This is a genomic window from Actinomadura sp. NPDC048394 (assembly GCF_040651755.1).
Classification (GTDB): domain Bacteria; phylum Actinomycetota; class Actinomycetes; order Streptosporangiales; family Streptosporangiaceae; genus Spirillospora; species Spirillospora montaniterrae.
In genome coordinates, this window is the sequence record NZ_JBEZJL010000023.1 from 1 (window position 1) to 11938 (window position 11938).

General features: G+C 73.4%; 11 protein-coding genes. 10 read left to right on the forward strand and 1 reads right to left on the reverse strand.

Going from position 1 to position 11938, the window contains the following annotated elements:
• Nucleotides 1–214 precede the first annotated feature (214 nt).
• Nucleotides 215–1216, forward strand: coding sequence for an ATP-binding cassette domain-containing protein (locus AB0C78_RS18290; protein ID WP_360748983.1), 1002 nt, complete (start codon nucleotides 215–217; stop codon nucleotides 1214–1216).
• The gene (locus tag AB0C78_RS18295; RefSeq protein ID WP_360748986.1) at nucleotides 1213–1989 is read left to right on the forward strand and encodes an ABC transporter permease; all 777 of its coding nucleotides are present in this window, start codon (nucleotides 1213–1215) and stop codon (nucleotides 1987–1989) included. Before AB0C78_RS18290 ends, AB0C78_RS18295 begins: the two co-directional genes overlap by 4 nt.
• 19 nt (nucleotides 1990–2008) lie before the next feature.
• Here AB0C78_RS18295 and AB0C78_RS18300 read toward each other — a convergent pair whose 3' ends face one another.
• Entirely contained in the window at nucleotides 2009–3367 is a 1359-nt protein-coding gene (locus AB0C78_RS18300) for a M20/M25/M40 family metallo-hydrolase (protein WP_360748989.1), read from the reverse strand.
• Nucleotides 3368–3564: 197 nt separating this feature from the next.
• Between AB0C78_RS18300 and AB0C78_RS18305 the strand changes: the two genes are divergently transcribed.
• The 8 genes from AB0C78_RS18305 (at nucleotide 3565) to AB0C78_RS18340 (ending at nucleotide 11899) form a co-directional block, all read left to right on the forward strand.
• Nucleotides 3565–5187, forward strand: coding sequence for an ABC transporter substrate-binding protein (locus AB0C78_RS18305; RefSeq protein WP_360748992.1), 1623 nt, complete (start codon nucleotides 3565–3567; stop codon nucleotides 5185–5187).
• 6 nt (nucleotides 5188–5193) lie between these two features.
• On the forward strand, nucleotides 5194–6120 hold the full coding sequence (locus tag AB0C78_RS18310) for an ABC transporter permease (protein WP_151543065.1): 927 nt from the start codon (nucleotides 5194–5196) through the stop codon (nucleotides 6118–6120).
• Nucleotides 6121–6139: 19 nt separating this feature from the next.
• Nucleotides 6140–7120 carry an ABC transporter permease gene (locus AB0C78_RS18315; protein WP_360748999.1) on the forward strand — a complete coding sequence of 327 codons (981 nt, stop codon included), beginning with the start codon at nucleotides 6140–6142 and terminating at the stop codon, nucleotides 7118–7120.
• Nucleotides 7121–7127: 7 nt separating this feature from the next.
• A complete protein-coding gene (locus AB0C78_RS18320; RefSeq protein ID WP_360749002.1) occupies nucleotides 7128–8162 on the forward strand; it encodes an ABC transporter ATP-binding protein in 1035 nt (344 codons plus the stop codon).
• On the forward strand, nucleotides 8146–9165 hold the full coding sequence (locus AB0C78_RS18325) for a dipeptide ABC transporter ATP-binding protein (protein ID WP_360749005.1): 1020 nt from the start codon (nucleotides 8146–8148) through the stop codon (nucleotides 9163–9165). Before AB0C78_RS18320 ends, AB0C78_RS18325 begins: the two co-directional genes overlap by 17 nt.
• Nucleotides 9166–9291: 126 nt before the next feature.
• Complete coding sequence (locus AB0C78_RS18330) at nucleotides 9292–10152, forward strand: fused MFS/spermidine synthase (RefSeq protein ID WP_151546359.1); 861 nt, start codon at nucleotides 9292–9294, stop codon at nucleotides 10150–10152.
• A gap of 1 nt (nucleotide 10153) precedes the next feature.
• Nucleotides 10154–11107 (forward strand): RNA polymerase sigma-70 factor, encoded by a 954-nt coding sequence (locus tag AB0C78_RS18335; protein ID WP_360749009.1) that lies wholly within the window; start codon nucleotides 10154–10156, stop codon nucleotides 11105–11107.
• An 18-nt stretch (nucleotides 11108–11125) separates the two neighbouring features.
• Nucleotides 11126–11899: an NAD(P)H-binding protein gene (locus AB0C78_RS18340; RefSeq protein ID WP_360749012.1), complete on the forward strand. Its 774-nt coding sequence runs from the start codon at nucleotides 11126–11128 to the stop codon at nucleotides 11897–11899.
• Nucleotides 11900–11938: the final 39 nt, after the last annotated feature.

Genomic DNA, 11938 nt, shown 5'->3' on the forward strand with positions numbered 1-11938 from the left:
CCCCGCGGGGCGCCACCGCCCCGTGAGCGCGCACCGGGCGTACGGGGGCCCCCCGCCGCTCCCCCCCCGCCCCGGGGGGGCGGACCACCCCCCCCCCCCGCGCCTCAGAACCCACCACGGAAACCCGCTCGCGGAGCAGGTCCCGGCGGCGAGACCTCGAAACCAGCCTATCCGGGACGCCCCGCCGAGCACGTCTCGCCGCACGGAGGCGACCATGGCGCACGCCATCGAGGCCGACCATCTGGTCAAGCACTATCCCGGCGACGTCCGGGCCCTGGACGGGCTGTCCGTCACCGTCGGCCGGGGAGAGATCCTCGGCCTGCTCGGCCCCAACGGGGCCGGCAAGTCCACCACCGTCAAGATCCTCACCACGCTGGTCCGGCCGGACGCGGGGGCCGCGTCCGTCGCCGGGCACGACGTCCTGCGCCGCCCCGGCCGGGTGCGGCGCGCCATCGGCGTCGTGGCGCAGCAGTCCGGCGCCGATCCCGGCGCGTCGGGCCGCGCGAACCTGGTCCTGCAGGGGCGGCTGCACGGGATGGGCGGCGCCGACGCGCGCCGCCGCGCCGACGAGCTGCTCGACCGCTTCGGGCTCCGGGACGCCGCGTCCCGCCAGGTGAAGACCTACTCCGGCGGGATGCGGCGCCGCCTGGACGTGGCGCTCGGCCTCGTCCACCGGCCGCAGGTGCTGTTCCTGGACGAGCCGACCACCGGCCTCGATCCGGAGGCCCGCGCGTCGATGTGGGCGGAGATCGCCCGGCTGGCGGGCGACGACGCGCTCGCGATCCTGCTGACCACGCACTACCTGGACGAGGCGGACCGGCTCGCCGGACGGCTGGCGATCGTCGACCGCGGCCGGGTCGTCGCCGAGGGCACCCCGGACGCGCTCAAGGGCGAGCTGCGCGGCGACGCCGTCCATTTGGAGTGGGCGGAGGCGCCGGACGAGGCGCGGGTGCGCGCGGCGCTCGGCCGACTGCCCGGCGTGCGCGACATCGTGCTGGACGGCACGCGGCTCAGCGCGCGCGCCGACGACGGTGCGTCCGCCGTACCTGCCGTACTGTCCGCACTCGACCAGGCCGGGATGCCGGTGGCGGCGGCGACCGTCGCACGTCCCTCGCTGGACGACGTGTACCTGCGCTACGCCGGACGCCGGTTCGCACAGGCGGACGCCGAACCGGACGCGGCGCCCGAACCGGCCGCGATCGGAGGTGCGCGATGAGCGGGCTCCTCACCGGCACCTGGTGGATGACGCAGCGCCGGCTGTCGGCGCTCGCCCGCAACCCGGCCGTCCTGGTCATGACGCTCGTCCAGCCGATGATCTGGCTGTTCCTGTTCGGCGAGCTGTTCAAGCGGGTCGTCGACCTGCCCGGCTTCGGCGCCCCGTCCTACCTCGACTACCTCGTCCCCGGGGTCGTGGTCATGAACGCGGTGTCGCTGAACTCGTTCGCCGGGATGGCCACCATGGACGAGATCGAGCGCGGCACCCTGAACCGGTTCCTGGTGACGCCGGTGCGGCGCAGCGCCATCACGAACGCGGGCGTCGTCGAGCAGGCGCTCAGCACCGCGTTCCAGTCCATCGTGATCATCGCGCTGGGGTGGGCGGCGGGCGCGCGCTACCCCGGCGGCGCCGCCGGGCTCGCCGTGCTCGTCGCCGCGTCAGTGCTGGTCGGCGTCGTGCTCGCGGCGCTGTCGAACACGCTCGCTCTGCTGCTGCGCGACCGCAACACCATCATCGGGCTGAACGTGCTGCTGCTGCTGCCGCTGACGTTCCTGTCGTCGGCTTTCATGGCGAAGGGCCTGATGCCGGCTTGGATCCGGCACGTCGCGGCGTTCAACCCGGTGAGCTGGGCGCTGGACGCCGGGCGCGCCGCGATGGCGGGCGACCCGGACTGGGGCTCGGCCGCCCTGCACGGCGGATGGCTGCTGGCCCTGACCGCGCTCACCGTCGCCCTCGCGGTCTTCTCGCTGCGCAGCTACCAGAAGTCGCAGTGAGCGGGCGCGCGGCCCGGGCTCAGCGGGTGTCGAGGAAGCGGTCGAGGACGCGGGTGCCGAATGCCAGGCCGTCCACCGGGACCCGCTCGTCCACGCCGTGGAACATGCCGAAGTAGTCCAGGTCCGGGCCGAGCCGCAGCGGCGCGAACCCGAAGCTGGTGATGCCGATCGCGTTGAACGACTTGGCGTCGGTGCCGCCCGCCATCACGTACGGGACGGGCCGGGCCAGCGGGTCCTCGGCCCGCAGCGACCCGGCGAGCGCGGCGAACGTCGCGCCCGCCGGGTCCGCCGCCGGGGCCTCCTCGTGGTTGATGAACTCCCGGGCGACCTTCGGGCCGAGCAGCCGGTCGATCGTCTCCAGGAACTCCTCGCCGGTCCCGGGCAGGTACCGGCCGTCGACCTGCGCGGACGCCGTGCCCGGCACCACGTTCACCTTGTAGCCGGCGTCCAGCCGCGTCGGGTTCGCCGAGTTGCGGACCGTCCCGGCGAACAGGTGCCCGGCGCGGCCGAGCCGCGCCGCCTCCTCGTCCAGCCGGTCGTGGTCGATGGTGGTGCCGAGGGCGTCCGCGAGGCCGTCCAGCAGCGCCCGCACGCCCGGCGTCAGCCGCACCGGCCACCGGTACGAGGCGATCCGCGACACCGCGTGCGCGATCTCGGCGACGGCGTTGTCGGGCGCCGGCTTGGAGCCGTGCCCGGCGGTGCCGCGCGCCGTCAGCCGCATCCAGGCGGTGCCGCGCTCGCCCGTCGCGACCGGGTAGATCCGGGCCCCGCCCTCCTCCACGCTGAACCCGCCCGACTCGCTGATCGCCTCGGCGCAGCCCTCGAAGTACCCGCGGTGCTCGCGCGCCACGTACCGGGAGCCGTACTCGCCGGTGCACTCCTCGTCGGCGAGGAACGCCAGCACCAGGTCGCCGCGCGTCCGGCGGCCCGCCCGCAGCCGCGCCCGGACGGTCGCGAGCGTCATCGCGAGGCTGCCCTTCATGTCGACGGCGCCGCGCCCCCACACGCATCCGTCGCGGACCTCGCCGGAGAACGGCGGGACCGTCCAGTCGGAGGCGTCGGCGGGGACCACGTCGAGGTGCCCGTGGACGAGGAACGCCGGGTGCGACGGGTCCGTGCCGGGGATCCGGGCGAGCACGCTGGCGCGGCCCGGCGCCGACTCGACGATCTCGGCGGCCACGCCGACCTCGTCCAGCAGCGCCGCGACGTGCTCGGCGGCGGGCCGCTCCGGCAGCGCCACCCCCTCGCCCCGGTTGGTGGTGTCGAAGCGGATGAGGTCCGCGCAGATGGCGGCGGCCTCCGCGCCCGGGTCCCCGCCCGGGTCCGGTGCCGTCTCCGTTTGCGCCGTCTCCGCCGTCGCGTCCGGCCGCCGAGTCACCCGTGGAGCCCCTTTCGCAGGAAAGTTCAATATTCTCCGCCCGCTGACCTGTGTCAACGGTTGATCAACAAGTCTCGATCCGGTTTCGACTCGGTCAGCGCCATACCGAAACCGCCGCGCCGGTACGACGCTGCCACCAACCTGAAGTGCGGCGGGTGTCCGGGCCCGGTGCACGAGGGGACAGCACGAGGAGGAGCATGACGAGCCTCAGGGACGCGGGCCCGCGCAGGGGCGCGCGCGGGAAGGTCGCGGCGCTCGCCGCGGTGGCGCTGGCGGCCTCGCTCGGCCTGTCGGCCTGCGGCGGGAGCGGGAAGAAGAGCGACGGCGTGTTCACCGTCGGCCACTCCGAACCCGACCACCTGGTGCCGGGCAACACCACCAGCAGCTACTCCTTCGACGTGCTCAGCGGCCTGTTCGACAACCTCGAGGGTCTCACGAAGGACGGCAAGGCCTACAACCTCGCGGCCGAGTCCATCAGCACCACCGACCAGAAGGTCTGGACGATCAAGGTCCGCGGCGGCCAGAAGTTCCACAACGGCGAGCCGGTCACCGCGCAGAGCTTCGCCGACGCCTGGAACAGCGCGGCGTACGGGCCGAACGCCTACTCCGCCAACGACTACTTCTCGCACATCCAGGGGTACGACGCGATGAACCCCGAGGACGAGAAGGCCAAGCCGAAGGCCGACAAGCTCTCCGGCGTCGAGGTCGTCGACCCCTCGACGCTCAAGGTGACGCTCACCGCGCCGTTCAACCAGTTCCCGCTGCTGCTGACCTACCCGGCGTTCGCGCCGATGCCGAAGGCGGGTCTGCAGGACCCCAAGTCGTTCGAGAACCACCCGATCGGCAACGGCCCGTACATGATGAGCGGGAACTGGGAACGCAACAAGCAGATCAAACTCGTGCCGTTCCCCGGTTACACGGGCCCGCGCAAGCCGAAGAACAAGGGCGTGATCTGGAAGAGCTACTCCAGCGCCGACAGCGCCTACACCGACCTGCGCGCCGGGAAGATCGACGTGCTGCAGACGATCCCGGCGGCGAAGGTGCCGGAGGCGAAGCGGCTGCTCGGCGACCGCTTCCTGCCCCGCAAGATGGGCACGATGGACTACCTCGGCTTCCCGCTGTGGGACAAGCGGTTCGCGAACCCGGACCTGCGCAAGGCCATCTCGATGGTCATCGACCGGCAGGGCATCAACAAGGCCGTCTACAACGGCGACTACTTCCCGGCCGACTCGCTGCTGCCGTCCATCATCGAGGGGCACCGCGCGAACGCCTGCGGTGAGCTGTGCACCTTCGACCCGGCGAAGGCCAAGACGCTGTTCGACAAGGCCGGCGGGTTCAAGGGGACGATGGAGCTGTACTTCTCCAACGCGCAGCCCACCTACTACCAGTGGATGCAGATCGTCGCGAACTCGCTGAAGCAGAACCTCGGCATCCAGGACATCCAGTTCCGCCAGGTCCCCGCGTCCGACTACTTCTCGATGCTGAACAAGCGCGAGGAGAAGGGCCCGTACCGGCAGAACTGGGAGGCCGACTACCCGAGCGCCCAGAACTACCTCGAGAACATGTGGGCGTCGGACGCCAACCGCATGGGCTGGAAGAGCAAGGAGTTCGACGACCTGATCGCCAAGGCGAACAGCTCCGCCGACCACCAGCAGGCGCTGCAGTTCTACAACCAGGCCGAGGACGTCGCCATCCGCGAGATGCCGATGATCCCGCTGTGGACGTGGGCGGGCCAGGGCGGCCGCTCCAGCCACGTGGACAACGTCACCATCACGGCGTTCTCCACCGGCCTGCTCGTCAACGAAGTGACGGTGAAGTAACCGGCGATGTGGCGCTACGTCCTGCGGCGGCTCCTCCAGGCGGTCCCCGTCTTCATCGGGACGACCCTGCTGATCTACGCGATGGTGTTCGCGTTGCCGGGCGACCCGATCCAGGCGCTCGCCGGGGACAAGCCCGTGCCCGCGAACGTCCTGTCGACGCTGCGGGACCGCTACAACCTGAACGATCCGCTGCTGGTGCAGTACGGCAAGTACATGTGGGGTCTCCTCCAGGGCAACCTGGGGGAGAACTACGACGGCCAGAAGGTCGCGGACATGCTCGGCGGGCGCTGGACGGTGACCGCGCAGCTCGCGCTCACCGCCTGGATCTTCGAGCTGGTCATCGGCATCGCGCTCGGCGTGTGGGCCGGGCTGCGCCGCGGCAGGGTCGCCGACACGCTCGTGCTCGGCGGCACCACGCTGCTGATCGCGGTGCCGGTGTTCGTGCTCGGCTACACCGCGCAGATCCTGTTCGGGCTGCACTGGAAGATCTTCCCGACGGCCGGGACCGACGACGGCTGGCCGATGAGCTACCTGCTGCCCGGCATGGTGCTCGGCTCGCTCGGCCTGTCGTACGTGGCCCGGCTGACCCGGACGAGCCTCGCCGAGAACCTGCGCGCCGACTACGTCCGCACCGCCAACGCCAAGGGGCTGTCGCGGGCGCGGGTCGTCGGCCGGCACGCGCTGCGCAACTCGCTGATCCCGGTCGTCACCTACCTCGGCGTCGACTTCGGGAACCTGATGGGCGGCGCGATCGTGACCGAGGGGATCTTCAACCTGCCGGGCATCGGTCAGCAGGTGTTCCAGTCCATCCAGCTGAAGGAGGGGCCGGTGGTGGTCGGCGCGGTCACCGTGCTCGTGCTGATCTTCCTGCTGGTCAACCTGGTCGTGGACCTGCTGTACGGGCTGCTGGACCCGCGGATCAGGTACGAGTGACGAGCGACCCGGAGGGGCATTGAAGACGATCGACCCGGGCGCGGCCGACCCCGGCCCGCCGGGCGCGGAACCGGAGCCGGCGGACGCCGGGGCGGGCGCGGGCGCGCCCGGCACCGCCGCGGCGGCCGTCGCGGTCGCCGGCGGGGAGCTCGGCCGGGCGTCGCTGTGGGACGACGCGTGGCGCGACCTGCGGCGCCGCTGGGTGTTCTGGGCGTCGTCGGCGTTCCTGCTGCTGGTCGCGCTGATGGCGGCGGTGCCGCGGCTGTTCACCTCGACGGGCGTGAACGAGGGCTGCGATCCCAACGACGCCAAGCTCGGCCCGTCCGGCGCGCACTGGTTCGGCACCGACCTCGCCGGCTGCGACTACTACGCGCACGTCGTGCACGGCGCCCGCCCGACCCTGCTGATCGGCGTGGCGGTCACCCTGTTCGCGTTCGCCATCGCGCTGGTGTTCGGGATGCTGGCCGGCTACTACGGCGGCCTCCTGGACGCGCTGATCGCGCGGCTGACCGACGTGTTCTTCGGGCTGCCGTTCGTGCTCGGCGCGACCGTCATCCTGGTCGCGTTCCCGAGCCACGGGGTCGGCGCGATGACGCTGGTGCTGGTGCTGCTCGGCTGGACCACGATGATCCGGATCATGCGGGCGCAGGTGATCGCCGTCCGGGACGCCGACTACGTGCAGGCCGCGCGGCTGCTCGGCGCGTCCGACCGGCGGATCATGGCGCGGCACATCCTGCCGAACGCGATCGCGCCGGTGATCGTGGTCGCCACCCTCAACGTCGGCAACGTGATCGCGGGCGAGGCGACGCTGGACTTCCTCGGCGTCGGCCTGCAGTACCCGAAGGTGTCCTGGGGCCTGCAGCTGAACCTGGCGCAGGACTCCTTCGTCGACCACCCGCACCTGCTGATCTTCCCCGCGGTGTTCCTGTCGGCCACGGTGCTGAGCTTCCTGATGCTCGGCGACGCGGCCCGCGACGCCCTCGACCCGAAGCTGCGGTGAGCACGCGATGACGACGGAGCTGGCCAAGGACCTGCCGCGGGAGCCGGCGGAGCCGCCGCCGCTGCTGGAGGTCGACGACCTGCACGTGGCGTTCCGTGTGCGGGGACGCGACGTCCGCGCGGTGAACGGGCTGTCCTACACGCTCGGCGAGGGGGAGACCGTCGCGATTCTCGGCGAGTCCGGGTCGGGCAAGAGCGTCGCGGCGCAGGCCGTGATGGGCATCCTCGACACCCCGCCCGCGGAGATCACCGGCGGGTCGGTGCGGCTGCGCGGCGAGGAGCTGCTCGGGCTGCCCGAGCGGCGGCGCCGCGGCTACCGCGGCGACCGCATCTCGATGATCTTCCAGGACGCGCTGACCGCGCTGAACCCGGTGTTCACCGTCGGCGACCAGATCCGCGAGATGTACCGGGTGCACCGCGGGCTCGGCCGCCGGGCGGCCCGCGACAAGGCCGTCGAGCTGATGGAGCGGGTGCGGATCCCGTCCGCCGCGCAGCGGCTCGGCGACTACCCGCACCAGTTCTCCGGCGGCATGCGCCAGCGCATCATGATCGCGATGGCGCTGGCGCTGGAGCCGGACGTGCTGATCGCCGACGAGCCGACCACCGCGCTCGACGTCACCGTGCAGGCGCAGATCATGCGGCTGCTCGCGGCGCTCCAGGACGAGCTGCGGATGGGGATGGTGCTCATCACCCACGACCTCGGCGTCGTCGCCGGCGTCGCGGACCGGATCGTGGTGATGTACGCCGGGTCGGTGGCCGAGCAGGCGCCCGCCCGCGAGCTGTACGCGCGGCCCGCCCACCCGTACACGCGCGGGCTGCTCGCGTCCGTGCCGCGGCTGGACCGGCGCGGGGACGCGCTCGTGCCGATCAAGGGGTCGCCGCCGAACCCGGCCGCGCTGCCGCCGGGCTGCCCGTTCCAGCCGCGCTGCCCGCGCGCCGAGGCGCTCTGCGCCGCCGAGCGCCCGCCGCTGGTGACCGTCGCGCCGGGCCACGAGGCCGCCTGCCACTTCGCCGAGGAGGTGCACGGTGCCGGAGCCGAGTGAGGGCCCGATCCTGGAGGTCGACGGCCTGGTCAAGCACTACCCCGTCACCCGCGGCGTCGTGATCAAACGGCCGGTGGGGCACGTCCGGGCGGTGGACGGCGTCGACCTGGAGCTGCGGCGCGGCGAGACGCTCGGGGTCGTCGGCGAGTCCGGCTGCGGGAAGTCGACGCTCGCCAAGCTGCTGCTGGCGGCCGAGCGCCCGACCGCCGGGACCGTCCGGTTCGACGGGCGGGACGTCTTCGCGCTGCCGCGCAAGGAGCTGCGCGCGCTCCGGCGCCGCATCCAGATGGTGTTGCAGGACCCGTACTCCTCGCTGAACCCGCGCATGACCGTCGGCGACATCGTGGGGGAGCCGTTCGCGATCCATCCGGACGCGGCGCCGAAGGGGGAGCGGCGCGCGCGCGTACAGGAGCTGCTGGAACTGGTCGGTCTCGACCCCGACCACGTCAACCGGTACCCGCACCAGTTCTCCGGCGGGCAGCGGCAGCGCGTCGGCATCGCCCGCGCGCTCGCCCTGCGCCCCGACGTCATCGTCTGCGACGAGCCGGTGTCCGCGCTGGACGTGTCCGTCCAGGCGCAGGTCATGAACCTGCTCGCCGAGCTGCAGCGCGAGCTCGGGCTGGCGTACGTGTTCATCGCGCACGACCTCGCCGCCGTCCGGCACATCTCCGACCGGATCGCGGTCATGTACCTCGGCAAGGTCGTCGAGACCGGCGACGAGGAGCAGATCTACGAGCACCCGACCCACCCGTACACGCAGGCGCTGCTGTCCGCCGTCCCGGTGCCCGACCCCGACGCCCCCGGCTGGGCGGGGCAGATCCAGCTGGAGGGCGAGCCGCCGTCGCCGCTCGACCCGCCGTCCGGATGCCGGTTCCGCACCCGCTGCTGGAAGGCCCGGGACGTCTGCGCGCAGGACGTCCCCGAGCTGGTGGAGCGCGACGCGTCCGCGCACCCGAGCGCCTGCCACTTCGCCGAGGAGCAGGCCCTCACCGAGCAGGCCTGACACCGGCCCGCCCGGGTCGGCCGGCGCGGGTCGGCCGGCGCGGGCCGGTCGGAGCGGGCCGGTCGGAGCGGGCCGGTCGGAGCGGGCCGATCGGGGCGGCCCGGGACGGTTCCGTAGGGTGGGGGCATGGCGCGCAAGGGCAGGCACGGTCCGCGGCCGGACACGTTCACGATCGACGGCGGCGAGGCCGAGCTGCTGCGCGACGCCGACCGCGACGGCGGCTGGATGCTGCTCGTCGGCGGCGTCCCGCAGTCCTACGTGGACCTGTCCGACCCCACCTACCTCGACTTCGAGTACATGCGGCTGATGGGCGACGTCGTCGACGCGCTCGGGCTGGAGGGCGAGGCGTTCGACGCGGTGCACATCGGCGGCGCCGGCTGCACCCTGCCCCGCTACATCGCCGCGACCCGCCCGGGGTCGCGGCAGATCGTCCTGGAGCCGGACGCCGAGCTGGTCCGGGTCGTCCGCGAGCGGCTGCCCGTCAAGGGCGTGCCGGGGCTGCGGATCCGCGTCACCGACGGGCGCAGCGGCATCGCCGCGCTCGCCGACGAGGCCGACGACCTCGTCGTGATGGACGCCTTCGCCGAGGCGTCGATGCCGGTCGAGCTCGCGACCCGCGAGTTCGTGCTGGACGCGGCGCGGGTGCTGCGGCCGCGCGGGGCGTACCTGGCGAACGTCGCCGACGGGTTCCGGCTGCCGTTCGCGCGGCGCGTCGCCGCGACGGTCCGGTCGGTGTTCCCGCACACGCTGCTGATGGGCGACCCGGGCGTGCTCCGCGGCCGCCGCTTCGGCAACCTGATCATCGCCGCGTCCCGCGAGCCGCTGCCGGTCGCCGAGCTGACCCGGCGCGCCGCGGGCGGCATCGCGCGGGCCCGGATGGTGGCGGGCGACGACCTCGCCGCGTTCTGCGCCGGCGCCGCGCCGCTGCACGACGGCGAGGAGATCGTGACGCCCACCCCGCCGCCGCAGGTCTTCGGGAGGTCGTGAGATGGAGACCGGCGCCGATCTCATGGACGAGGCGGGCCTCGCGGCGTTCGAGGGGCTGCGGCCCCGTCTGACCGGCCTGGCGTACCGGATGCTCGGCGAGGTGCAGGAGGCCGAGGACGCGGTCCAGGACGCCTACCTGCGCTGGAACGGCACGGACCGGGCGGCCGTCGAGGAGCCCCGGGCCTGGCTGATCAAGGTCGTCACGAACCTGTGCCTCAACCGGCTCGCCTCGGCGCGGGCGCGCCGCGAGACCTACACGGGCCCGTGGCTGCCCGAGCCGGTGCCCGGCGCCGGGGGGCTCGGCGCGCGGGTGCTCGGGCCGCTGGAGACCGCCGAGCAGCGCGACTCGGTGTCGCTGGCCCTGCTCACCCTCATGGAGTCGCTCACCCCGGCCGAGCGCGCCGTGTTCGTGCTGCGCGAGGCGTTCGGCTACAAGCACCGCGACATCGCCGAGGTGCTGGACGTCACCGAGACCGCGAGCCGGCAGCTGCACCGGCGCGCCCGGCAGCGCGTCGCGTCCGCCGAACGGCGGTTCGCGCCGCCGGGCGAACGGTGGCGGCGGCTCGTCGAGCGGTTCCTGGACGCGGCCGTGCGCGGCGACCTGGCCGGGCTGGAGGCGATCCTCGCCGAGGACGTCGTCGCCTGGTCCGACGGCGGCGGCAAGGTCACCGCGGCCCGCAACGCGATCGCCGGACGGACCCGGGTCGCGCGGTTCCTCCTCGGCGTCGCCCGCCGCGCCGCGGACCTGCCCGGGGCGTCGCTCGAGCCGTCGATCGAGGAGGTCAACGGCGTGCCGGCGCTGGCCGTCCGGGTGGACGGCGAGCTCACCATGATCGCGGTGCTGGAGGCGTCCGGGGACCGCGTCACGGCCGTGCACGCCGTGCTCAATCCGGACAAGCTCGGATTCGCCGCCCGCGCGCTGTCACGCTCTGGGAGACTGCCCGGTCCCTCTTAGCGGACGAAGGAGGAGTCAATGATCATCGTGACCGGGGCGAGCGGGACGCTCGGCGCGCCCCTGACCCGCAAGCTGGCCGCCGCGGACGCCGCGGACGTGCGCGCGCTGAGCCGGCGCTCCAGGACGCCGGAGAACGGCGTCACCTGGCACCAGGCGGACCTCAAGACCGGCGACGGGCTCGGCGCGGCCCTCGACGGCGCCGACACGATCGTGCACTGCGCCAGCGACTGGCGGCACTACAAGGACGACCTGACCGCCGCCCGGAACCTGGTGGACGCGGCGTGGAAGCAGGGCGCGCCGCACCTGGTCTACATCTCGATCGTCGGCGTCGACAAGATCCCGTACCCGTACTACCGGATCAAGCACGAGGTGGAGCGGCTCATCGAGGACTCGGGCCTGCCGTACACCATCCTGCGGGCCACCCAGTTCCACACCCTTCCGGGGATGGTGCTGGACGCCCTCACCAAGGTCCCCGGGCTGATGCCGCTGCCGTCCGGGCTGCGGATCCAGCCGATCGACGCCGGCGAGGTCGCCGACCGGCTGGCCGACCTGGCGCTCGCCCCCGGGCCCGCGCGCCGCGTCGACGACATGGGCGGCCCCGAGGTGCTCGCGCTCGAGGACATGGCCCGGGCCTATCTGCGGGCGCGCGGCAGGCGCGGCCTGCGGCTGCCGGTCCCGCTGTTCGGCAGGACGGCACGCGGCTTCAAGGAGGGCCACCACCTCGCCCCCGGGCAGAAGGCCGGGAAGCGGACCTGGCAGGACTACCTCGACGAACGCTGGCCGCGCGGGTGACCGGCACCGCCGTCCGCCGCGCCCCGGCCGGGGGACGGC